At 46.4% G+C, this 21,661-nt stretch carries 24 protein-coding genes and 1 riboswitch; of the genes, 14 read left to right on the plus strand and 10 right to left on the minus strand.

From position 1 onward, the window contains the following. Positions 1–16 precede the first annotated feature (16 nt). Complete coding sequence (locus HP567_RS06045; RefSeq protein ID WP_173610682.1) at positions 17–952, minus strand: magnesium transporter CorA family protein; 936 nt, start codon at positions 950–952, stop codon at positions 17–19. A gap of 294 nt (positions 953–1,246) precedes the next feature. Next, a riboswitch (M-box (ykoK) riboswitch) is annotated at positions 1,247–1,414 on the minus strand. Between the two features lie 189 nt (positions 1,415–1,603). Here HP567_RS06045 and HP567_RS06050 point away from each other — a divergent pair. The 3 genes from HP567_RS06050 (at position 1,604) to purD (ending at position 5,070) form a co-directional block, all read left to right on the plus strand. Continuing rightward, positions 1,604–1,981 carry a hypothetical protein gene (locus HP567_RS06050; RefSeq protein WP_173610681.1) on the plus strand — a complete coding sequence of 126 codons (378 nt, stop codon included), beginning with the start codon at positions 1,604–1,606 and terminating at the stop codon, positions 1,979–1,981. Positions 1,982–2,162: 181 nt separating this feature from the next. Continuing rightward, positions 2,163–3,713 carry a bifunctional phosphoribosylaminoimidazolecarboxamide formyltransferase/IMP cyclohydrolase gene (gene purH / locus HP567_RS06055; RefSeq protein ID WP_173610680.1) on the plus strand — a complete coding sequence of 517 codons (1,551 nt, stop codon included), beginning with the start codon at positions 2,163–2,165 and terminating at the stop codon, positions 3,711–3,713. 79 nt (positions 3,714–3,792) lie between these two features. Continuing rightward, complete coding sequence (purD, locus tag HP567_RS06060; RefSeq protein ID WP_173610679.1) at positions 3,793–5,070, plus strand: phosphoribosylamine--glycine ligase; 1,278 nt, start codon at positions 3,793–3,795, stop codon at positions 5,068–5,070. A gap of 59 nt (positions 5,071–5,129) precedes the next feature. Here the strand turns inward: purD and HP567_RS06065 are convergent, their stop codons facing one another. From HP567_RS06065 to HP567_RS06075, 4 genes are all read right to left on the minus strand, one after another. Next, on the minus strand, positions 5,130–6,338 hold the full coding sequence (locus tag HP567_RS06065) for an MFS transporter (protein ID WP_173610678.1): 1,209 nt from the start codon (positions 6,336–6,338) through the stop codon (positions 5,130–5,132). Between the two features lie 11 nt (positions 6,339–6,349). After that, positions 6,350–6,733 carry a MarR family winged helix-turn-helix transcriptional regulator gene (locus HP567_RS06070; RefSeq protein ID WP_173610677.1) on the minus strand — a complete coding sequence of 128 codons (384 nt, stop codon included), beginning with the start codon at positions 6,731–6,733 and terminating at the stop codon, positions 6,350–6,352. 171 nt (positions 6,734–6,904) lie between these two features. Beyond that, entirely contained in the window at positions 6,905–7,039 is a 135-nt protein-coding gene (locus HP567_RS29820) for an EYxxD motif small membrane protein (protein ID WP_012684353.1), read from the minus strand. An 18-nt stretch (positions 7,040–7,057) separates the two neighbouring features. Further along, positions 7,058–7,597 carry a YgaP family membrane protein gene (locus tag HP567_RS06075; RefSeq protein WP_173610676.1) on the minus strand — a complete coding sequence of 180 codons (540 nt, stop codon included), beginning with the start codon at positions 7,595–7,597 and terminating at the stop codon, positions 7,058–7,060. Between the two features lie 193 nt (positions 7,598–7,790). Between HP567_RS06075 and HP567_RS06080 the strand changes: the two genes are divergently transcribed. The 7 genes from HP567_RS06080 to pdxR all read left to right on the plus strand — a co-directional run bounded on the left by HP567_RS06080 (position 7,791) and on the right by pdxR (position 16,457). Next, positions 7,791–9,548: an adenine deaminase C-terminal domain-containing protein gene (locus HP567_RS06080; RefSeq protein ID WP_173610758.1), complete on the plus strand. Its 1,758-nt coding sequence runs from the start codon at positions 7,791–7,793 to the stop codon at positions 9,546–9,548. A 218-nt stretch (positions 9,549–9,766) separates the two neighbouring features. After that, positions 9,767–11,002, plus strand: coding sequence for a branched-chain amino acid ABC transporter substrate-binding protein (locus tag HP567_RS06085; RefSeq protein WP_173610675.1), 1,236 nt, complete (start codon positions 9,767–9,769; stop codon positions 11,000–11,002). A 61-nt stretch (positions 11,003–11,063) separates the two neighbouring features. Continuing rightward, a complete protein-coding gene (locus HP567_RS06090) occupies positions 11,064–12,110 on the plus strand; it encodes a branched-chain amino acid ABC transporter permease (protein WP_082910039.1) in 1,047 nt (348 codons plus the stop codon). Between the two features lie 9 nt (positions 12,111–12,119). After that, a complete protein-coding gene (locus HP567_RS06095; RefSeq protein ID WP_173610674.1) occupies positions 12,120–13,403 on the plus strand; it encodes a branched-chain amino acid ABC transporter permease in 1,284 nt (427 codons plus the stop codon). A 21-nt stretch (positions 13,404–13,424) separates the two neighbouring features. Continuing rightward, on the plus strand, positions 13,425–14,201 hold the full coding sequence (locus HP567_RS06100; protein WP_007717354.1) for an ABC transporter ATP-binding protein: 777 nt from the start codon (positions 13,425–13,427) through the stop codon (positions 14,199–14,201). 14 nt (positions 14,202–14,215) lie between these two features. Next, positions 14,216–14,923: an ABC transporter ATP-binding protein gene (locus HP567_RS06105; protein WP_173610673.1), complete on the plus strand. Its 708-nt coding sequence runs from the start codon at positions 14,216–14,218 to the stop codon at positions 14,921–14,923. 82 nt (positions 14,924–15,005) lie between these two features. Further along, positions 15,006–16,457 carry a MocR-like pyridoxine biosynthesis transcription factor PdxR gene (gene pdxR / locus HP567_RS06110; protein ID WP_173610672.1) on the plus strand — a complete coding sequence of 484 codons (1,452 nt, stop codon included), beginning with the start codon at positions 15,006–15,008 and terminating at the stop codon, positions 16,455–16,457. Between the two features lie 163 nt (positions 16,458–16,620). Here pdxR and HP567_RS06115 read toward each other — a convergent pair whose 3' ends face one another. Beyond that, complete coding sequence (locus tag HP567_RS06115) at positions 16,621–16,884, minus strand: hypothetical protein (RefSeq protein ID WP_173610671.1); 264 nt, start codon at positions 16,882–16,884, stop codon at positions 16,621–16,623. Between the two features lie 203 nt (positions 16,885–17,087). After that, positions 17,088–17,627 (minus strand): hypothetical protein, encoded by a 540-nt coding sequence (locus HP567_RS06120; protein ID WP_173610670.1) that lies wholly within the window; start codon positions 17,625–17,627, stop codon positions 17,088–17,090. 357 nt (positions 17,628–17,984) lie between these two features. Between HP567_RS06120 and HP567_RS06125 the strand changes: the two genes are divergently transcribed. The 3 genes from HP567_RS06125 to HP567_RS06130 all read left to right on the plus strand — a co-directional run bounded on the left by HP567_RS06125 (position 17,985) and on the right by HP567_RS06130 (position 18,699). After that, complete coding sequence (locus HP567_RS06125; protein ID WP_173610669.1) at positions 17,985–18,248, plus strand: hypothetical protein; 264 nt, start codon at positions 17,985–17,987, stop codon at positions 18,246–18,248. Between the two features lie 197 nt (positions 18,249–18,445). Next, positions 18,446–18,574: a terminase small subunit gene (locus tag HP567_RS29950; RefSeq protein ID WP_173610668.1), complete on the plus strand. Its 129-nt coding sequence runs from the start codon at positions 18,446–18,448 to the stop codon at positions 18,572–18,574. After that, entirely contained in the window at positions 18,526–18,699 is a 174-nt protein-coding gene (locus tag HP567_RS06130; protein WP_173610504.1) for a hypothetical protein, read from the plus strand. The genes HP567_RS29950 and HP567_RS06130 overlap by 49 nt, the downstream gene beginning before the upstream one ends. Positions 18,700–18,886: 187 nt before the next feature. Here HP567_RS06130 and HP567_RS06135 read toward each other — a convergent pair whose 3' ends face one another. Continuing rightward, the gene (locus HP567_RS06135; RefSeq protein ID WP_173610667.1) at positions 18,887–19,339 is read right to left on the minus strand and encodes a hypothetical protein; all 453 of its coding nucleotides are present in this window, start codon (positions 19,337–19,339) and stop codon (positions 18,887–18,889) included. Positions 19,340–19,391: 52 nt separating this feature from the next. Between HP567_RS06135 and HP567_RS06140 the strand changes: the two genes are divergently transcribed. After that, positions 19,392–20,366, plus strand: a complete 975-nt coding sequence (locus HP567_RS06140; RefSeq protein WP_173610666.1) for a hypothetical protein — start codon at positions 19,392–19,394, stop codon at positions 20,364–20,366. Between the two features lie 217 nt (positions 20,367–20,583). On the opposite strand, the gene HP567_RS06145 is transcribed toward HP567_RS06140, so the two are convergent. Both HP567_RS06145 and HP567_RS06150 read right to left on the minus strand, forming a co-directional pair. Then, positions 20,584–20,781, minus strand: coding sequence for a hypothetical protein (locus HP567_RS06145; RefSeq protein WP_173610665.1), 198 nt, complete (start codon positions 20,779–20,781; stop codon positions 20,584–20,586). Between the two features lie 70 nt (positions 20,782–20,851). Next, a complete protein-coding gene (locus HP567_RS06150) occupies positions 20,852–21,613 on the minus strand; it encodes an IclR family transcriptional regulator (RefSeq protein ID WP_106785379.1) in 762 nt (253 codons plus the stop codon). Positions 21,614–21,661 lie beyond the last annotated feature (48 nt).

The raw sequence follows: 21,661 nt of genomic DNA on the forward strand, positions 1-21,661 counted from the left end.
TTTTTTGTCATCCGTTTTAGAAATACTTCTTTCTCCAAAACAAGAGAGCTGTTACAGACGTAATGGCGGTGGACATGATCATAATGATCGTGAATGCGTGCGGATGACCCTGAAAAGGAAGCGCGACGTTCATCCCGTAGAAGGTGCCGATCACCATAGGCAAGGTGATGACAATGGTAATGGCGGTCAACAGCTTTAATACGCGATTCAAATTGTTGGAGATGACGGAGCCAAAGCCATTCATGATGTTCCCTAAAATCGCCGTATAGATTTCCGTCATTTTGATGGCCTGCTTGGTTTCGATTTTTACTTCTTCCAGCAGTTCCTTATCTTCTTCGTACATTTTCAAATAACTGCCGCTCCGAAGCAGGGAGATCAACAGACTGTTCGTTTCCAGGGACGTCGAAAAATATACGAGACTTTTCTGCAATTCAAGCAAGGTAAGCAGTTCAATGTTTTTCGTCGATTGTCGCAATGATTTTTCCAGTGTTTCTGTCTGCTTGTTGATTTTTTTCAAGTAATGCAAATATTCATGCGACGTATTCGATAAAATTTGCAGAACGAACCGGTTGCGCATATGCGTGTGAAAACTTTTCACTTTCCCTTGGACGAACTCATTCATGACAGCCGTTTCTACCAGGCAAACGGTTAAGATGTAATCTTCCATCACCATGATTCCCAACGGAACCGTCGTATAGTTGTTCTTCGTCCCTTCCTTCGTGGAGACTGGGATGTCCACGTAGAGCATCACGCGGTTTCCTTCCTTGTCGATCCGTCCGATTTCTTCGTCATCAAGGGCATCCTGCAAAAAATGAAGGTCAATCGCCAACTCCCTGACGACTTGTAGCTTTTCTTGCTCAGAAGGATCTGTCAGATGGATCCAGCAGCCTTTTTCAAATTGTTGCAGTTCTTCTATTTTTCCCATGGCATTCGTTTTGTAAATGTTCAACATGGTTTTCTCATCCTTTCGCATATAAGGATCGGAGGGATACGACCATGTTGCGCAAGCATGTCTACATAATAACTACTTACATACACTCGTCCCATAAAAAGGGAGAATGTCAAATAAGGTATGGGGAACATGCCGCAGCGCCACAAGGCCGTAAAACTCTCCGTACACAATCTTGATTGCAGGTATTCATTCGGCAACTTGGACTACTGTCCATCAAAACGTTCCCCCCTTTCGAAAATGAAAACCCTCTAGCGGGAATCCAGAGGGTTAGAAAAGTGCACAAAATAACACCGTTTTTCTCCCCTACCAGAGCTTTGGCACTATACAACGTAAAGGAAACATTCCTTAGCCACCTTAAGAAAAGCCTTAGTTCGGCAGTTCCTGTTCTACCCATTGGCATCTTTCGATATTTCCGGGCAGTGGCCTATTTTTGTATAGGAGCCTCACCTAACGAGGATGAATGATTGACTTTGCCAATCACGTTTTCTCGTCCTACATGCATGTTATTCATGTCCTATCAGACGGTGTCGGCTTCTAACTATGACCGACTTACCCTATTTTGCTGCTATTCTTCCGCGATTCATGACAAACCAAATTGGTCCGTGTGACATACAGTAAGAGAGGGATATTCCCACAAAGGGAGGGGCCGACTTGAGCGGAGATTTTGTTTCGAACTTGCTCGATAAGCTAAGCCAAAAAACAGGGCGGCAATGGACGCTTAACGATATTATGAAGCTCGCGGAAAAAATGCCGAAGGGCGGAGCCAATGTAGATGCGCTGCTCGATGAGCTGGGAAATATGGGATTCGAAGTGCCAGAGGAGACGAAAGAGCGCGTCAGGGATCGTGTAAAGGACGGCAACTCCATCTCCATGGAAGAGTTAGGGAACTTAATGCCCAAAGAAGTAAAGGCGAAGAGCCGCAAGTCGAAGAAGCCGATCAAGCCAATCAGGGCGACTGCCAAAAGCAAAACAGTCTTACTGTCAGATCGCATCAAAAAGCTATCAGGCAAAGGCAAGAAAAAACGATAATATCATCCAAGCAAATGCAGATGCATGCAGTCGCAAGTGCCGAACAGGCACGGGCGGCTGTGTTTGTTTTCCTGACGAAGTTATTGATAATAGCGTACAATTATTTTATAATATATAAGTATTGTTCGTGTTTTGGTCATTAGTTACTCATGTTTTCACTAAAATTCAGGAGGTTCTATCCGTGAGTGTGAAAAAAGCGTTGATCAGCGTTTCTGACAAGACAGGATTGATTCCGTTTGCCCGTCGATTGGTAGCCGCCGGGGTACAGATCATTTCTACCGGGGGTACGGCTTCTCTTTTAAAAGCAGAGGGAGTTCCCGTCATTGGCATTTCTGAAGTGACCGGATTTCCAGAAATTTTGGACGGTCGCGTCAAAACGTTGCATCCCAATATCCACAGCGGCCTCTTGGCTGTAAGGGACAGTGAAGCACATGTGCAGCAACTAAAAGACCTGGGGATTGAAACCATTGATCTGGTTGTCGTGAACCTTTATCCTTTCAAGGAAACGATAGCGAAGCCAGACGTGACATATGAAGACGCCATTGAGAATATTGATATTGGTGGACCAACGATGCTGCGTTCTGCTGCGAAAAATCACGCGTTCGTCAGTGTAGTGGTCGATGCAGCCGATTATGAAAAAGTAGCAGAAGAAATTGAAGCAAATGGCGATACTACGCTAGAAACCCGTCGCAAGCTGGCTGCAAAAGTTTTCCGCCATACAGCAGCCTATGATGCCTTGATCTCTCGCTATTTGAGTGAGCAGGTGGGCGAACTGCTGCCTGAGAGCTACACGGTGACTTACGAGAAAGCACAGGATTTACGCTATGGGGAAAATCCACATCAACGTGCGGCATTTTACCGTGAGCCGTTGTCCGATCAGTTGAGCATCGGGAATGCAAGCCAACTGCAAGGAAAAGAGCTTTCCTATAACAACATCAATGACGCAGATGCAGCGTTGGCGATTGTACGCGAATTCGCTGAACCTGCTGTCGTTGCGATCAAGCACTCCAACCCGTGTGGAGTAGGGATCGGCACTGATATTCGCGCCGCTTACCAAAAAGCGTACGAAGCAGACCCTGTCTCTATTTATGGTGGGATCGTGGCAGCAAATCGCCCGATTGACCGTGACACCGCACTCGCGATGAAAGAGATTTTCTTGGAAATCATTATCGCACCGGACTTCACCGACGAGGCGTTGGCTGTTCTTGCTGAGAAAAAGAACCTGCGTCTGTTGCGTATCTCGGCGCTGAATGAACCAGCCAAAAAAGTGGACAATCTGTTCCGCGTGGCTCCTGTAGCAGGCGGGGCACTCATTCAAGACTTCGACTACAAGCAGCTCGAAGAAAGCGAGATTCAGGTGGTCACAGACCGCAAGCCTTCGGAAGAGGAACTGGCACAGCTGAAATTCGCGTGGAAGGTCGTCAAGCACGTCAAATCAAATGCGATTCTCTTGGCAAAAGACAATATGACCATCGGCGTGGGTGCAGGCCAGATGAACCGCGTTGGGGCAGCGAAAATCGCCATCGAACAAGCAGGTGCATTGGCAAGTGGCTCGGTTATGGCCTCGGATGCGTTTTTCCCGATGGGAGATACCGTGGAGGCGGCAGCTAAAGCAGGGATTACTGCTATCATCCAGCCAGGCGGCTCCATTCGCGACCAAGAATCGATTGATGCTTGCAACCGAGCGGGTATTGCGATGATCTTTACCGGCACGCGTCATTTCAAGCACTAAAAGAGGCTATTCGGGAGTAACTTTCGCTTTTTTAACACGTATGAAAGAGTGGATTACCTCTCACACAGGAGGAAATACGATGAAAATATTAGTGATCGGTGGCGGCGGTCGAGAACACACGATTGCCTGGAAGCTGTTGCAGAGTTCTAAAGTGACGAAGGTATACTGTGCGCCAGGAAATGGGGGCACCGCCCAAATCGCGCAAAACGTACCGATCGGCGTCCATGATTTTGCTGCACTGGTTCAATTCGTCAAGGATGAAGGAATTAATTTGACTGTCGTTGGCCCGGAAGATCCTTTGCTGGCGGGGATTGTGGACTTTTTCCAGGAGCGCAATCTGCCGATCTATGGCCCGAATCAAAAAGCGGCAATGATCGAGGGAAGCAAGTCTTTTGCGAAAAGTTTAATGAAACGCTACGAGATTCCGACGTCTGCTTATGAATCGTTTCTGGATTACGAATCGGCGAGTGCATACGTGAGAGAGCAGGGCGCTCCTATCGTTGTCAAAGCGGATGGCTTGGCAGCGGGGAAAGGAGTCGTTGTCGCAGAGACGGTGGAGGAAGCAGAAGAGGCACTCCGTCAGATCATGCAGGAAAGCGTCTTTGGTGAAGCGGGAGCTCGCGTGGTCATTGAGGAGTGCATGTTCGGCGAAGAGCTGTCACTGTTGTCTTTCGTCGATGGAGAGACAGTTAAGCCGATGATTACTTCTCAAGATCATAAACGAATCTTCAATGATGACCGCGGTCCCAATACAGGCGGTATGGGAACATACGCCCCGGTACCGCAAATGTCTGCTGAGCTGGTGGACGAGATCGTCAAAACGATTGTCCAACCGATGGCGTCAGGGATGGCCAAGGATGGCATTCCGTTCAAAGGCATTCTCTACACAGGTCTGATGATTACGGAGCAAGGACCAAAAGTGGTGGAGTTCAATGCGCGTTTTGGCGATCCGGAGACACAGGTGCTCTTGCCGTTGCTCGAAACAGATTTGCTCGACATTTTTGTCGGAACAATCAATGGCGAGCTCGATGCAGTCGATGTGACATGGAAAAAAGGAAGTGCTGTCTGTGTCGTCATGGCAGCGCCGGGTTATCCGGGAGAATATCCAAAAGGTACGTTGATTCATGGACTGGGTCAGGCAAACGAGGGAGCTACGGTGTTTCACGCAGGGACGAAGGAAACCGAGGAAGGCATCGTTACTAGCGGTGGCCGTGTGCTTGGCGTCGTGGCAACAGGAACGGATTTGGCGCATGCACGTGAGACAGCGTACGCGAAGGTGCAAGGGATCTCGTTTGATGGGGCGCAGTATCGCACGGATATTGCGGCACGAGCGATGAAGTATCAGCAAAAGGGATAAAAAAACAAGCTGTTCCTTCGGTAGAAAATTCTACTTAGAGGGAACAGCTTTTTTGGTTATTACATACCCACGTTTTCACTAGCGATTGCCGCTTTTTCCGCTTTGGCCGCAGCCACCTGCGAAAGGAAATAAACAATCAGAAACAGCAGCAAGCAAGCCGCCGACCAGCGGTACATGACAGAGTAGCTCGAATGTGTCGCGATGACGCCGAGGAGCATTGAGCCGACCGCAATCCCCAGGTCGATGGAATTAAAGAACAGTCCATTCGCCATGCCGCGTTGCTCAGGCGTGACGACCTTCACCATCCACGCCTGGATAGATGGCTGAATCATGCCATAGCCAAGGCCGTAGAAGGCAGCAGAGACGAGAAGCAAGGACTCTGTCGTTGTCAGGGACAGGAGCAAGAGGCTGACCCCGACGAAAATCGCACCGGGAGGCAGGACGGCGATGTGCCCTTTGCGATCATACAGCTTGCCGGAAAACGGACGAATCAACACCATCGCCAGTGCGTTCGTAAGGAAAAACCAGCCGACATTCTCAATGTGGGCTTCTTTTCCGTACAAGGCCAAAAAGCTGAGAATCCCGCCATACGTAATGGACAAACAAAAATTCAGTCCAGCTGGAAGCAGCAGCTTTTTATCATAAAATCGGCGAATGCCTGTGACAGTTTGTACGTTCCCGGACGACACAGGAAGCTGATTGTAGGCACGGATAAAATGCATCAGCGGAAAAATAATAGCAACTAACAATACGAGAACCATGAGCATCGAGCCGAACCCAAACCCATTTAACACTCCAAGTCCAATCAACGGGCCGAGTGCCATAGCCAAGCTGGTCGATAAGCCGAAATACCCCATGCCTTCACCGATTCGTCTGGCAGGAATCACATTGGAGACAATCGTCGGAAAGGTCGTGCTGCCCATCCCAAAGCCAATGCCGACTAAAATTCGCAGCAGAAGAAAGAAAACAATGCTTCCCGCCCAGTAATAGCCTGCGCTAAAAATCGCGACGAATCCAAGTGCTACGATTGCCAAGAGCTTACTGCTTTTCGTTTTCAATGCTTCTCCGGTAAACACCCTTGCGATCACTGCTGCAAGTGAAAACAAGCTAATAACCAGGCTGACGACAAAATCATTGGCCTGATACGCTTCCTTCACATAAGCAGGGAATGTTGGGGTCTGCATTTGAACGGTGAGAAACAACAACAAATTGCATACAGTTAACAGGACAAAATCTCTCGTCCACAGTCTCTCTCTACTCTCTCCCAATGCTGTCACTCCTAGTCAGTCGTTTTTCTATTGATGTTCTCGTTAATCTCCAGCAAGATTTCTCGCAAGAAGGCCAGCTTTTCAGGAGAAATCCCCTCCAAAATGTCTGCAACGGCCTGAGCCTCTACAGGAATCGCTTGCTCAATCCATTCTCGTCCTTTCGGGGAAAGCGTAATGATGTACGCACGGCGATCTTGTTCGCTCAAAGTCTTTTCGATAAAGCCTTTTTTGGCGAGTGTGTCTAAAATGCGTGTCATGGAAGGTTGATCCTTGGCAGAGCGCTGGGCCAGCTCTTTTTGATTGATGCCCTCTTCTTTTCGTAGCCGATACAGGACGGCAAACTGCTCCGTGGTCAAATCAAACTCCTTTAAAAAAAGGGAAACATAATGAATCATTCTCCGGTATGTATTTCCGATAAGAAATCCAACCGGTTCTTTTTGCCAATGATCGATCAGGGGAATGACCCTCTTTCGTTCAAAAATACTTGCAATGACAATTATATGTATAACAATTATTTTTGTAAATGGAAAAAACCGCCCAATGACAGGCGGTTAGTTGCTGCTCCTTTATTGACGATATCTTCCTCTTTTTCGCGAGGTGCGAAAGAAGTAATAACCCATTACGCCGATGACGCCAATGATCGTGGCAATAACAAAGAAGTTATGGGACATCCATTCATACATCTGGGAGCCGACAAGCATATGCGGTGCCTCCTCTTCTTACGTGTACGTGGGGTAGCGAGTGTTGCTGTTGTTATTTTCCTGGGAGCGAAATGAAATGATCTCTCTTGCCGCTTTTTCGAGAAGTTGATCCTCGGGAGTAAGCTTCATGTTTTGTTGATTGTTGATTGAATGCTTTTCCTGGTTCCTTGATAATTGTGGGCTTGCAGAATACTGTATGTTTGCTTTATTCGTTGTGGCTGAAGTGTTGCTCTCGTCGTCTTGGCCGGTGTTCGAGTCTTTGATGGGGGCAATATTCATGGAGCGGGTAAACTGGTTGACTGCCATCTGTACGCCTTTTTTCTTGAGCTGATCCATCATGCCTTGAATGCCATTTCCTTTTTTCGTATTGATGCCCATCGCTGCGTACATCGGACAAAAGCGAGTAGCTCCTTCTGCTACTTTCATTGCTGAAAAAGCCATGAGCAGCCATGGAGTGTTGGATGGGCGACGGCTCATTTTTCCGATGCCGTACGCCAAGCCTAACAGACCGCCAGTTATTCGAATCATAGCATCAGTTCTACCTACGTTTTTATGCATGAGAGTTGTCCTCCTGTCGCTATTACGTCTATTCCCTAGTGTGTAATAAAGGGCGACAAGACACCCGTGGGAATTGTTACTACCATCATCAAGCTTGCAGGGGAATGAATGATGGGCGGAGAAGGTGTAGAGAGCGATGAACGACCGTTCATTTTGGAAAAACATCGGGAGACCAGCGAGGAGAGAAGAAATGATGCGTGTACGAGCCCTATCAGATCGTGATTACTTGAACATGATTCGCGTGAGCAGACGTCAAGCACCGGCAAGCCTCTGGATAAAAGGCGCAAGCGTTCTAAATGTGTACACAAAAGAATGGCAAGAGCATCACGTCGTAGTGGCAGGAGAACGTATAGCTTATGTAGGAGAAAAAGAGCCGCTGGTCGATGACCAGACCGTAATCATGGAGGCGGCTGGGCAATATCTCGTGCCGGGTTACATCGAGCCTCACGCGCATCCGTTTCAATGGTATAACCCTTACACGTTGGCTGACTTTGCTTTGCAAACGGGGACGACTGGAATGGTGTCGGACACGTTAATGCTCATGCATCTGCCCTTTTCGCAAACGGCAGCGATCATGGATTCTTTGGCAGCACATCCCGTGAAGCAATTTTTCTGGGGTAGACTCGATCCGCAGACAGGGAAAGCTCATCCGTCGTTCACGAAGGACAATTTGGCGCGAATGCTGGAACATCCACGCGTGATCCAGGGTGGGGAGTTGACAAATTGGGGCGGCGTTTTGCAAGAGGATGAGACGCTGCTTTTTGGTTTGAAGCATACGCGGGACTTGGGCAAAAGGATGGAGGGGCATCATCCGGGAGCTTCTTACGAGACATTGAACATTGCCGCAGCATCCGGCATAACAGCTTGTCACGAGGCTATCACCGCAGCCGATTTGCTGTCGCGTATCCGTTTAGGCATGTATGCGACACTGCGCCATTCCTCTATTCGTCCTGATCTGCCGGAGCTGGTGAAGGGCTGGCTGGAGTTGGGGGTGCCGTGGTCTTCACGAATGATGCTGACATCGGATGGAAGCACGCCCCCGATGCATCGTGACGGGTTCATGGATAGTACGATCCGTGTGGCCATGGAAGCGGGGATGCCGCCAGAGGAAGCGTATGTCATGGCGACGCTGAACCCGGCTGTCTATTATGGGCTGGACGCGGAGATCGGAGGAATTGCGCCGGGTCGAATCGCGGATATGCTGTTGTTGACGGCAATGGATCAACCGACTCCATCCATCGTGATTGCGAACGGACAACGAGTAGCAGAAAAAGGAACCCTGCTCGTCCCAACCGTTCAGCCGCAATGGGAGGAAGCTTCGTTACGTTTAGCAGATCCATTGAAAAGGCAGGCACATCCCGATTGGTTCCGTTTGCGCCCAGAAGAGGACGGCAAGGTACCTGTGCTACAGATGCTGAATGCCGTTATCACGCAGCTGTCGATGGAGGACATGCCCGTTGATCAGGATGGATACGTATCCTTGCAGCATAATTCGCAGTTGGCAATGATCGCCATTATTGATGCGACTGGAGGCAACCGAACAATGGCAGTGCTTCATGGCTTCGGTGAGCATCTCGAAGGGCTTGCCAGCACCTATTCAGCCTCTGGCGATTGGATCGTAATCGGACGCGATCCCCAAGCGATGGCGCAAGCACTGGAGCGTATTCGGGAAATAAAAGGTGGAGTCGTCCTGATCGATAAAGGAAAAATTATTTGCGAATGCCCATTGCCTCTTGCTGGAAAATTCGCGTCTGCACCGATGGAAGAAGTAATCAGCATGGGTGAAAATTTGGTAAATCAGCTTCGTTCCAAAGGACATGTCCATCTCGATCCGATTTATTCGATTTTGTTTTTTACGGCTACCCACTTGCCCTATGCACGTCTAACGGCAACAGGCATTGTCGACGTGAAGAGTGGGCAAATCGTCGTTCCGGCACTTCCTCTACCTTGAGGGAGTGTTTATTTTTTTGTTTGTAAATAAATGATATATGAATATAAAATATATTTTACTTCTTGTAAATTATCAGATTTATTTTAAAATAAAAACAACCAAGCCTCATCTATCTTTATCCCCAAAGAGTCATCGTTTTTGAAAGTCGCAACCTGGCTAGCAAGGTAGATGGACTGGGTAACAAGAAAAAAGAATGATAAAAGGGGGATTCATTCTTAATGAAAAAGCGTTCTTATGTGGGGGTTTTATCTGCGGTATTGGCTGCGAGTATGGCATTAACAGGTTGCGCAGGAAACGGTAATTCAAGCGGCGGAAGTAACGCAAGCGGGGGGCAAAGTCAGCCAGCTCCAGGAAACAGTGGTGGAGGAACGACCGAGGGTGGCCTCATCAAAATTGCCACACAATCCCCTCTGTCCGGGAGCAATTCTGCTATCGGTGATGCGATTAAGACAGGAGCGGGTTACGCTCTCGAACAGCGCAAGGAAGAGTTTAAAGCACTTGGCTTTGATCTCCAGCTTTTCCCTCAGGATGATCAAGGCGACCCGAAAATCGGGGTATCCAATGCGGAGATGCTCATCTCTGATCCCGATGTGTACGGTGTAGTTGGGCATTATAACACAGGGGTTGCGATTCCATCGTCTGTAAAGTACGAGGAAGGCAAGCTGGTCATGGTATCCCCGGCAAACACAGGCGTAAAGCTCACGGAGGAAGGCAAGAAAACCGTTCATCGAATCTGTGCTCGCGATGATGCACAAGGACCAAAGGCTGCTCTATATGCAAAAAATACACTTGGTGTAAAAACGGCCTATATTATCCATGATAAGACAGCATACGGCCAAGGTCTGAGTGATCAAGTGAAGATGCAATTCGAAAAGGACGGGGTTCAAATCCTTGGCTTTGAGGGCATTACCCAGGGCGAAAAGGACTATAGCGCGGTACTTAACCAGGTAACGGTGAAAAACCCGGACATCATCTTTTTTGGCGGTCTTTATCCAGAAGGTGGAATTTTGATCAAGCAAGCTCGTGAAAAAGGATTTAAGGGTTATTTTATGGGTGGCGACGGCTTGGATTCTTCTGATATGATAAAAATAGCCGGTAATGCCGTCGAAGGAGTAGTCTTTACGTCAGTAGCTGGAGACGTAACGCAAACCGAAGAGGGCAAGAAATGGGCTGAAGAGTACAAGAAAGCCACAAACAAGCCTCTGGAAACCTATTCCGTCTATGGTTTCGACTCCATGAACGTCATCCTCAATGGTGTCTTGGAAGCTGCCAAAGCGAACGGAGGCAAAAAACCAACCCGCGAGCAAGTCCTCGATGCAGTCCACAAAACCAAAGATTTTCAGGGTCAATTCACCAAGGTTACCTTTGATGAAAAAGGTGACAACACAAATGCAGATGTATTCATTTACAAGTTTGACAAGGACAAATCCATTTTCGTAGGCAAGGCCGAGTAATCACACCACACAACGCGCACACACTCCCATGCCTCATACCAGGATAGGGGGCTGCACGCCGGTGTTGGCCCCTTTCCCACGAGAAAATAAGTCCAGTCAACGAAACGAATGCAGAAAATTTGTACAAGTCTACAAGGGAAATGAGGGATGGGAAAGCATGATCAATATTTTGCCTCAGGTGTTGGTTGACGGATTGACACTTGGATTTATGTACGCAGTCGTGGCTTTGGGCTACACAATGGTTTACGGGATTTTGGAAATTATCAACTTTGCCCATGGAGACATTTTCATGGTCGGAGCCTTTATCGGTACAGAGGTATTATTGATCTCTGATGCACTAGGGGCACTTGAAGGTATGAATCCATTTGTCGCACTTTTCATAACACTCATAATTGCCATGGTATTAACTGGTGCTTTGGGGGTAGGGATTGAGAGGATTGCCTATCGACCATTGCGCGGAGCACCTCGTCTTGTGCCGTTGATTTCGGCGATTGGCGTATCATTTTTGCTGCAAGACCTCGTACGTTTTACAGAAGCACTGGCTCGCAATGAGTTTTATCTGAACAGTCCCGCTCTTTTTACAGGATCGATTCCGTTAGGAAGTATTGCTACGATTCCAACAAAAGGCTTGATCGTGATTGTAATTGCGATCGTCATGATGATTGCATTGACGTTGTTTGTGAATAAAACAAAGTGGGGAATCGCCATGCGCGCCGTCGCACAGGACCAGAGTACGGCTTCGCTGATGACCATAAATGTAAACAAAGTAATCATGCTTACGTTTTTGATTGGCTCCAGCCTGGGTGGCGCGACAGGCGTTCTGTTTGCGCAAAACTACGGGACGATCGATCCGTATATCGGTTTTATCCTCGGTCTAAAAGCATTTACAGCTGCCGTACTCGGCGGGATTGGGAACCTGCGTGGTGCGATGATCGGTGGCGTACTCCTCGGTCTTCTGGAATCCTTGTCCGGTGCCTTTATGGGGCCGTTGACCAACGGTGCCTTTGGTGCAGAGTACAAAGACGTGTTTGCGTTCAGTATTTTAATTCTCGTGCTTCTCTTCAAGCCAGAAGGACTGTTTGGCGAAGCTGTAAAAGAGAAAGTGTAGGTGAAATAAATGGCAAATTTCGCTTGGAAATCGTTCAAAGGCATTCCGCTCGTATTCACGTTGATCTGGATTGTAGCCTTTTCGGCTGCATTGTACTTGATGGATAAATCAGTCATTGCGTTTCTCGGCATTCTTTCTTCCATTGTGCTTGTCTATTACACCAATACCTCCAAAGCGATCAAAATGACGATTGGGGCTATCGTTCTCCTCCTGATCATTCCATTGGTAGCCGGTGAAAACCGATACTACATGGAAGTAGCTTCACAGGTAGGCATCTACGTAGCGATGGCTCTGGGCTTGAATATCGTAGTAGGCTTTGCTGGTCTGCTTGACTTGGGTTACGTTGCGTTTTTTGCTGCTGGGGCTTATGCGTATGCGATTTTCTCGACCTCGCAAGCGAATGAGTTTATTGCAGGGAATCTGTTCCCGCTCTCCGGTGAGTGGTTTTGGCCATTTCTTATAGTTGGCTTGATTGTGGCTGCTGTTTTCGGAATATTGCTAGGATTGCCAGTTCTCAGAGTAAAAGGCGATTACCTCGCAATCGTGACTTTGGGCTTTGGTGAAATCATTCGCATTGTTTTCAATAACCTGGACAAGCCCATCAACATCACCAACGGTCCGCAGGGAATCACGCCGATTCCGTCTCCTGAGCTGTTTGGGATCAAAATGGGGACGCCATTTTACTTTTACTTCATTGTGTTGTTTGTGATTGCCTTTATCGTTTTGGCGAATATACGCTTTGAACATTCCCGTTTGGGACGTGCATGGATTGCGGTGCGTGAGGATGAGCTGGCTGCCCAGTCTATGGGGATTTCCCTGTTGAATACCAAGCTGGCTGCATTCGCATTGGGTGCCTCCTTCGCTGGTGTCGTGGGTGTTATCTTTGCAGCCAAGCAGACGTTTATCGATCCGACTTCCTTTACGCTGATGGAATCGATCGGGATATTGGTCATGGTTATTCTGGGTGGTAGTGGCAGCATTCCAGGGGTTGTGCTCGGTGCCGCTTTTGTCACGATCTTGCAGGTACAGCTGTTAAAAGAATTCTCCAACTTCCTGCACGGTCTGCAAAATTCGGGAATCATCAGTTTGCCGAACCAGCTGGACCCATCCAAGTTCCAGCGACTCATTTTCGGAATTATGCTCATTCTCGTTGCCTTGTATCGCCCTAACGGATTGATTCCGGCCAAACGGAAGAAAAACGATCTCGATGCGATCAAAAAGAGTGAGTTTGGCAAAGAAAAGCTGGGGATTCTCGGCAGACTGTCCCAATTGACTTCTGGAAAACAGTCGTAGCGGACGAGGAGGGAAATGAGCATGGCATTGTTAGAGGCAAAAAATTTAACGAAGCGCTTTGGTGGCTTGGTAGCCAATCAAGACGTCTCGATTGACATCGAAAAAGGAAGCATTACGGCGGTCATCGGTCCGAATGGGGCTGGAAAAACGACTTTTTTCAATATGATTACCGGATTTTACGAGCCAGACGAGGGAGAAATTCTTCTGAATGGCAAAAGCATCAAGAAGCTTCGTCCTGATCAGATCGCGAGTCGCGGTATCACCCGCACCTTTCAAAACATTCGTCTGTTCAAGGAAATGACGGCATTGGAAAATGTCATGGTGGGTGTGCATAGCCGTTTATCCGCTGGAATTCTCGGAATCTTGTTCAACTCCAAACGTGTACGCCAGGAGGAAGAGCGGACGCGCGTTGAGGCTTATCAGCTCATGGAGTATGTCGGGATCGCGCATATTGCCAATGAAGCGGCTGGGAGTCTGCCTTACGGACTGCAACGACGCTTGGAAATTGCCCGGGCGATGGCGACAAATCCACAAATCATTTTGCTCGATGAACCAGCGGCAGGGATGAACCCTCGCGAAACGGTTGAGATGACGGATTTTATTCGTCGGCTGAAAAAAGAGCTCGATTTGACGATTATCTTGATCGAGCATGATATGAAGCTGGTCATGGGACTAAGCGAATACATTCACGTGCTGGATTACGGGAGAAAAATTGCAGAAGGAACACCCGAACAAATCCGCAACAACCCTAACGTCATTGAGGCCTATCTCGGAAAAAGTGCGTCGGACGTGTCGTAGAAGGAGGAAAATCGATGGCATTGCTAGAGCTGACTAACGTTCATACGTATTACGGCGGCATCCACGCATTAAAAGGATTGAGTATAACGGTAAATGAAGGTGAAGTGGTGACGCTGATCGGTTCCAACGGGGCAGGTAAATCGACCACGTTGAAAACGATTTGTGGGCAGACTCGGGCCAAAGAAGGAAAAGTCATCTTTAATGGCAAAGACATTACGCAGCTGCGTACACATGATATTGCCTTAGCAGGAATCGCCCACGTTCCGGAAGGCCGCCGCATTTTTCCAAAGCTGACCGTACGCGAGAATTTGGAGATGGGTGCCTTTAGTGTATCCGATAAAAAGGTGATTGAAGAAGGAATCGAGCGTGCCTTTGCTTACTTTCCACGTCTGAAGGAACGGGTCAATCAAAAAGGTGGCACGATGTCCGGGGGCGAGCAGCAAATGCTGGCGATTGCTCGTGGACTGATGATGAAGCCAAAAATTCTCATGCTCGATGAACCATCGATGGGATTGGCGCCGATTTTGGTGGAGCAGATTTTTGACATCGTTACGGAGCTGAACAAGGAAGGCATGACGATTCTCTTGGTTGAACAAAATGCGAATCAAGCGCTGTCTGTCGCCCATCGCGGTTATGTGATTCAGACGGGCGAAATTATTTTGCAAGACGATGCCCAGACATTATTGATGAATCCGCAGGTAAGAGAGGCGTATTTGGCGTAATATTGGTGTAATAGAAACGTGAGTACCGATGGGGATTTTTGCTCCCGTCGGTTTTTCATTTATTCAGCGAGGAGGATGTGGCTTGCTAGATATTAGTCCCCGCTTTGTAGAAGGGAGCGAGCCTCTCTATTTACAGCTTTATCGCTATTTTTGTACAGAAATCCAAGGGAGGCGCTTAATCTCCGGGACGCGTCTGCCTTCTGTTCGGGCATTGAGCGGATTTTTGCAGGTGAGTAAAACGACTGTCGAGAGTGCCTATCACCAGCTCATGGCAGAAGGCTACATCGAGAGTCGGGAGCGCAGCGGATTTTATGTAGTCGATGTGGACTGGGATGGGCCTATACCTGCACCTATAGGGAAAGGGCAGCAAGCAGCTAAAACAGCTTACGTCCAACCCTCTCTGCCTACGTCCTCAGCAGTTCCGATCCAATATAATTTTCACCAAGCGCGCGTTGATGCCGAGCATTTTCCTTTTGACCGTTGGCGCAAGTACACCAACCAGTGCATGCAGGAAGAAAATAAGCAAGTGCTCTACTACGGCGACGGACAAGGCGAGCCGCAGCTGCGGGAGGAGCTCGCACGCTATCTCGGACGTGCTCGGGGTGTGCAAGCTACGCCAGAACAAATTGTGATCGGTGCGGGGACGCAGGTGATGATCAGCTTATTGGGGTTCTTATTCGGGACGCGGGGACAGGCTGTTGCGATGGAAGAGCCGGGCTATCACGGTGTTCGTGTCGTGTTTTCCCATTTGGGCTATGATGTGCGCCCGATCAAGCTGGCGGAGGATGGAATCGATTTGGAAGCGCTCAGTGAGAGTGGAGCGCAACTGGTTTATATAACCCCGTCTCATCAGGACCCGTCTGGAATTGTCATGCCGTATGCCAAACGGCTAAAGCTGCTACACTGGGCGAATCAGACGGGGAGCTACATCATGGAGGATGACTACGATGGTGAGTTTCGCTATCATGGCAAGCCGATTCCTTCGCTTCAAGGGCTGGATACACAGGGACGCGTTATTTATCTGGGGACGTTTTCCAAGGCGTTGCTGCCGTCGATTCGCATTAGCTATATGGTTTTGCCGCATGCGTTATTGGCGGTGTATCAGGAGAAAATGGCTGACTTTGACCAGTCGGCATCGCGTATTCATCAGGAGACGCTGGCCCTGTTCATGAAAAATGGCGATTGGGAGCGGCATATTCGCAGGATGCGGACGCTTTACCGCAAAAAGCATGGGGCACTGCTTCAGTGCTTACAGGAACACTTTGGGGCGTACATCCGGATTAAGGGTCAGGATGCCGGGCTGTCTGTGACGGTAGAAGTGAAAAGTGAGAGCAGTTCGCAACAGTTGACGCAAATCGCGGCTGCATCAGGCGTTCGTGTCTATCCAACCGCACATAAATGGGTCCATCCGCAAGAAAATGGACTGCCGGCCTTTCAGTTTGGGTTCGGGGGGCAGACCATCGAGGAGATTGAGGAGGGCATTCGTCTGTTAAAACGTGCATGGGAGCCTTATTTGCACAAGGATATGGGCTAGTAATTTTAAAATCACCACGGCACTCAGCATGATTTGAGTGCCGTTTTATATAGTCCTTTAATGTTTGGCTGGCGGGATGCTCTGTCATAAATGAATTTTTTTAATTAATCGGTGTGATAAGCAAAATGATCATTCCAATGAAAAGACAAGAAATCTTGGGAATTTACTTTTCCATAACGGCTTCATCGAAGATTTTTCTGTAATGGTGCAAATCAAATTGAGAGGCTAATGCGTCGACTCTAGCCCAAAATTCATCTTCATTGAAGCCAACAAAATCTATAACGATAAACTCTGAGAGATTAGGGAAAGCATGGGCTATACGGAAATTTCTATAAAAGGTAGCCTCGTCAAAAGTACCACTGTTTTTTAGGTCTAGGAAAGCTTGATGAATTAATTTCTTATAAGCGATCTTCTTTACCTCAGTCATTAGATCAACTCCTTTAAACAAGCGAATACTACAGTTTGTTGGGGAATCCTGCAAAAGGATGAACAGTTGATTTAACAAACCACACGTTGAGTTGAATGGAACGAGTGGTAATAAGAGGCTATTCACGGAAGAAACGGAGTGCAGCTTTATGATAAAAGCAAAAAATGAAAAGCAGCATCCCAAAAAGGGAGTGCTGCAAATAATTAAGGGACGTACTGTTCTGTAACTTTTGTGATGACTCCATTCTTTACTTCAACGTGGAACGGTATCTGATAAGGAATCCCCTTGGAAAGCACAAACTTTTTAAAAGTATCGGCGTTTACTGCTTCATTCCAATGGAAATTCCCATCTTTTTGTGTAGAGTTGGTTTGAAGAGTAAACGAAGCCTTCGGAGAAACTTCAAACGTTCTAATTTTAAGATTGCTATTACGAATGTAATATGGCATTGGATAGTCCTCTTTTTCCAATGGATGATCTTGGCGATAAGCTTTTACTGCTGCCTCACCGAAAAACCATTGAACATAGTCAAGCGAAACGATTAACTTTCCGTTTTTCACTTGTAACGTTTTCACATAGGCCATTGATTTTTCAAGGGTATTTCCTTGTTTATCCTTGATGCTTGTTGGAACAATTACTTGGGGAGGAACAGGCGCAACTGTTCCTTGCTGTGAAGCTGCATGCGCGTCAGGAACAAGCAAAGCACAGAATAACAAAGAAGAAAGCAGCAAATATGTTTTTCTCATAGGGTGTCATTTCCTTTCTGTTTACACGTAATACGATTCACAATTAGTAGGACGAAAAACAAACGAGACCGTTACTCCTCAAGATGAAAAATTTAACATAACTATATTGAGTGTAAAATAGGTGAACGGATTGAGCAAAGAATTTGACCTTATATCAGACATACATCTTGATTTTTGGATGAAAGTTGAAAATCCACTACACAAGATGGTGCCTCAAATCAAGAACTTGATTAAAAGAATCTTACCTGATATTCACCCATAAAGTGCTTATCATTGCTGATGATCTAGGTCATTACACTTGGCAAATCAGTGTAAGTGATTCGAGATTAACACAGATTAATAAAGTTGTGGGAGAGTATGACGTTTGGGTACATGTGTTCCTTCCATTTTCCCAAGCTGAAGGTAAAGATCAAAGAAAGCAGCAAAGGCGGATTCACGGGTCAGGTAGATGTTGCTTTTAAATCGCGTACTGACGGATCATCAGATTGGATTGTTGGTTTTGGAAATACTGCTGATGAAGCTTTAGAAGATGCAATTAAATCCTTTCTCAACAGTGTCCCGGAAAATGAAAGTCTAACGGAAGATGACTTTGAGTGGTCAGAGTCAAGTAATTGGAACTGATGCTGTATATCTAGTTGTGATGGACATCTGCATCAAACAAGTGTCTTAAGATGGTTCTCAGTAACAGGCTCGAAAACAAAAGCCACCATGACTTATCAAAACAAACGGAATGTTTCAGGTAATGGAAAGCATCGATCCTCCAGCAGTAGTTGAGAACGAAGACGGGTCTCTGACTGAAAAGCAGAGGCTTTTTTGTTATGGAGTACCTTCGAGACTTTAATACTACTAGAGCTACAATGGCTGTCGGCTACAGTAAGATAACAGCTTATGCCATCGGGTGGGAGAATTTGAGGAAACCTCAGATTCAGGCAGAGATCAAGCGATAGAAATAAGCAACGACAGTGAGCTGGGAATGAGTGTGCAGCGAATTGTGGCCGAGTACATGAAAATTGGCTTTGCTGACATTTCAGAGTATGTGGAGTTTGGACAGCAGGTAATTACCGGTATCTAGTATCCAGAGGATACTACTGGTGCCATTGAAAGAAAATGACTACTCATTAGACGGACCTTGGTAACAGGTTGGAATAGCAAAGTATTTCAGCTGATCGGTCGGTTCAAGGTCATCCCGTGGAAAATTACAAATATAAGGGGTGTTGCTGAGGGGATTATCAAATTTTGTATTGGAGGTGCAATTCTATCTATTTCATAAGTGAAATTAGTCTTTTTGCAGATTCACTATCTGAGGGGTTAGCTGATAAAGCTTCGACACATTTTATAAACTCCTCCAATTCTTGGGGATTGTTATCGATCGTTGCATGTTGAGAATTTTGAAAGTAGTTTTCAAGCATGTATCCGTAACTAAGTACGTTCTTGGCTTCTTCAGTTGTACCTACAGTAAATGATGTACTATCAACAAGGATTTGAACTTTACTCGCATGGGAAAGCGCTAATTTAAATTTTGTATCCCAATCAGTGCTCTGACTTAATGATGTAGCGATAGACTTTAAACTTCTTTGAAAATCAACATCAATGCGCTCTTGGTAAAGTTCTAAATGACTTCTGCTTTTTACCAATCCCCAAATAGTTAAGACATTAGTTACTACTAATGCAGCAATTAATGTAGAGAAAAAGTATTTTTTACCAAATTTCAATGTAACCTCACCTTTTCGTTTTCTTTTAATTATATAACAAGGAGTGTAAGAAATGTTAAAAAAAGCAAAAGTGTCCATATCGGCAATGTTGCTTGCATCCATATTTTATATGGATACTACTACGATTTTGGCAAAATCCAACGACAATTTGAGTCAAGCTGAAATGAAAAAACTAAAGGAAATCTTTAAATTCTCTGATCAACATATAGAGGATTTGATAGAGGATGGATTTGTTCAAGATTATTTATCTATGGAAAAACCAGTAGTTAGTAAAAAAGAAGAATACTATGAGCTAACAAAAGAGCCAAATGGTAAAGTCGCAGTCGAGCAACTTACAAAAAAAGAGTTTGATATAAAGGTAACTGAAAACCAAGAGACCAACGAAGAGAAAGAAAAAGATGCAGAATCAGGTCTAATTTCGACACTAGGGCACGATATTGAAGATCGTCATGATTATATAACTTTAGAGACATGGTTTATATATGACGAAGTGGACTGGGACGCACAAGCTTCAGCACGTTTCGAATTTGCAGATAATAGTTCTACATATGGCTTTACAGAAGCAGATCTTTATGATGATATCCTTGCCATTGGTGTTAGCGAAAATGCTCGACTAATGCCTGGGACTGAGGATTTTTCTCTGAAATATCGTTTATATGGATTCAACGGTGAATATGATAAGTATGGAGAGCCTATTAATGAGTGGTACTCTGATAGTAAGACCGATAGTAAAGCAGATTTGCGGGACGCAGGTGGTTACGCATTTAACGTGAACTTCCCTAGTTTAAATAATAATAAAAGACAGTATATAAAAAATATTAGAGGCTACATGAAAGTCGATGTAGAACCTGAGGGCTCTTCTTGGGGAGGAGAGAGATATGATGTATTTAGCCATTATCTGCATACACAGTACAAAATACATTGGTCAGGTTCTGTCTCAATTCCTTTAGGTGGAAGTATTGCATTTGAATACGAAGATGATGTACAAAAAATTACAGGACACACTTCAGAGCGGATTCGCGATTAATAATTAGTATTTATTTTATCTGACGTTTAGTGTAACGATTAAAATTAATTGCATAACACTAAAAACACAGAAGACATGTCGAGTGTATCGATAATGTCTTCTGTGTTTTTAGTAAAGATGCGGTAGGGAGGTGAATGTCTTGCAAAAGATGCTCATGGAGCACTTTCATGAAGAGGACAAAGCTAATAATTCGTGACGTAAGGGTAACTTCGGAACTTCATATATTGCCAGTAGCTTTATTCGCTACTCTCTCAATGAATTGAGATTTGCAGCAATCAGCTTGAATTCCCAAGGAATCATGAGCTGGTCTATCTCGTCTCGCCGCTACGGCCTGGTATTGAACAGCAGAGGATGCGCAGGAGTCCACTGTCCGTTGAGGACTTTCATATACAGCAGAAGCTGGGTGAGATAGCATAAACAGAAACCTCCTGTCATCAGAGCAGACTGATAAACAGGAGGTTTTTTCATGGCAACTCAATCTAGCTTCAAGACATTCGATACCCTAACTGAGCCGACATCGCACGTACCGTCGCTAGCGTTTCTTGTAAAATCTCTTCTTGTTTTGGCATTACGCGGTCGGAGGGACCGATGACACTGACGGATGCAGTGACGTGTCCAGTTGAATCAAAAATCGGGGCAGCGATTCCGGTCACACCTGTATTGCGTCGATTCGAGCTGATTTCATAGCCTCGCTTGCGGATTGTCACCAAGTCCTCTTTGATTTCCTCAACCGACGTGTACGAATGAGGTGTGTAACTTTTCAGTGGATGTTCCTGCAAAATCTCATCCTGAAACTCCTCTGGCTGATAGGCAAGCAAAACCCTAGCAGCGGAAGTAGAGTAAAGAGGAAAACGCCGGAAGGATTCTACGGTAAAGCGAATGGGATGAAGCGAATCCTCTTTGGCTACATAAATCGCGTCCTTGGAATCTTGTACACATAAGACCGCCAATTCGTTTGTCCGTGAGACAAGCTGTTCTAAGAACGGCTTGGAAAAATCAACGATATCGTGATTCGTGAGCACCTTAGTGCCCAGCTCCAAAAGCGTGTAGCCAAGCGTATACTGCTTGGTTTTTTCATTTTGGCGGATAAAGCCTTCAGACTCCAGCGTGGACAGGAGCTTGTGAACGGCTCCCTTGGACAGCTGGAGTTTTTTGCTGAGCTCGGTTACCCCGAGTTCCTTTGGCGAATCGAGAAATATTTTTAACAGCCGACAGCCATTTCGAACAGAAGACAATACTTGGTCCATACAAACGTCTCCTTTAACGTACAGTAGCCCCTCTAAAAGAAGAGTCTC

Source organism: Brevibacillus sp. M2.1A (genome assembly GCF_013284355.2).
Lineage (GTDB): Bacteria > Bacillota > Bacilli > Brevibacillales > Brevibacillaceae > Brevibacillus.

What these genes read in the sequence shown, in the direction of transcription:
- HP567_RS06115 (WP_173610671.1), bottom strand. Translation starts at nt 16,884, where the DNA reads ATGACTGAGGTAAAGAAGATCGCTTATAAGAAATTAATTCATCAAGCT.
- HP567_RS06145 (WP_173610665.1), bottom strand. Translation starts at nt 20,781, where the DNA reads ATGCTATCTCACCCAGCTTCTGCTGTATATGAAAGTCCTCAACGGACA.
- HP567_RS06075 (WP_173610676.1), bottom strand. Translation starts at nt 7,597, where the DNA reads ATGCATAAAAACGTAGGTAGAACTGATGCTATGATTCGAATAACTGGC.
- HP567_RS06070 (WP_173610677.1), bottom strand. Translation starts at nt 6,733, where the DNA reads ATGATTCATTATGTTTCCCTTTTTTTAAAGGAGTTTGATTTGACCACG.
- HP567_RS06125 (WP_173610669.1), top strand. Translation starts at nt 17,985, where the DNA reads ATGACGTTTGGGTACATGTGTTCCTTCCATTTTCCCAAGCTGAAGGTA.
- HP567_RS06095 (WP_173610674.1), top strand. Translation starts at nt 12,120, where the DNA reads ATGGCAAATTTCGCTTGGAAATCGTTCAAAGGCATTCCGCTCGTATTC.
- HP567_RS06045 (WP_173610682.1), bottom strand. Translation starts at nt 952, where the DNA reads ATGTTGAACATTTACAAAACGAATGCCATGGGAAAAATAGAAGAACTG.
- HP567_RS29820 (WP_012684353.1), bottom strand. Translation starts at nt 7,039, where the DNA reads ATGCTTGTCGGCTCCCAGATGTATGAATGGATGTCCCATAACTTCTTT.
- HP567_RS06085 (WP_173610675.1), top strand. Translation starts at nt 9,767, where the DNA reads ATGAAAAAGCGTTCTTATGTGGGGGTTTTATCTGCGGTATTGGCTGCG.
- HP567_RS06150 (WP_106785379.1), bottom strand. Translation starts at nt 21,613, where the DNA reads ATGGACCAAGTATTGTCTTCTGTTCGAAATGGCTGTCGGCTGTTAAAA.
- purD (WP_173610679.1), top strand. Translation starts at nt 3,793, where the DNA reads ATGAAAATATTAGTGATCGGTGGCGGCGGTCGAGAACACACGATTGCC.
- HP567_RS06105 (WP_173610673.1), top strand. Translation starts at nt 14,216, where the DNA reads ATGGCATTGCTAGAGCTGACTAACGTTCATACGTATTACGGCGGCATC.
- HP567_RS29950 (WP_173610668.1), top strand. Translation starts at nt 18,446, where the DNA reads ATGGAGTACCTTCGAGACTTTAATACTACTAGAGCTACAATGGCTGTC.
- HP567_RS06120 (WP_173610670.1), bottom strand. Translation starts at nt 17,627, where the DNA reads ATGAGAAAAACATATTTGCTGCTTTCTTCTTTGTTATTCTGTGCTTTG.
- HP567_RS06100 (WP_007717354.1), top strand. Translation starts at nt 13,425, where the DNA reads ATGGCATTGTTAGAGGCAAAAAATTTAACGAAGCGCTTTGGTGGCTTG.
- HP567_RS06080 (WP_173610758.1), top strand. Translation starts at nt 7,791, where the DNA reads ATGCGTGTACGAGCCCTATCAGATCGTGATTACTTGAACATGATTCGC.
- HP567_RS06140 (WP_173610666.1), top strand. Translation starts at nt 19,392, where the DNA reads ATGTTAAAAAAAGCAAAAGTGTCCATATCGGCAATGTTGCTTGCATCC.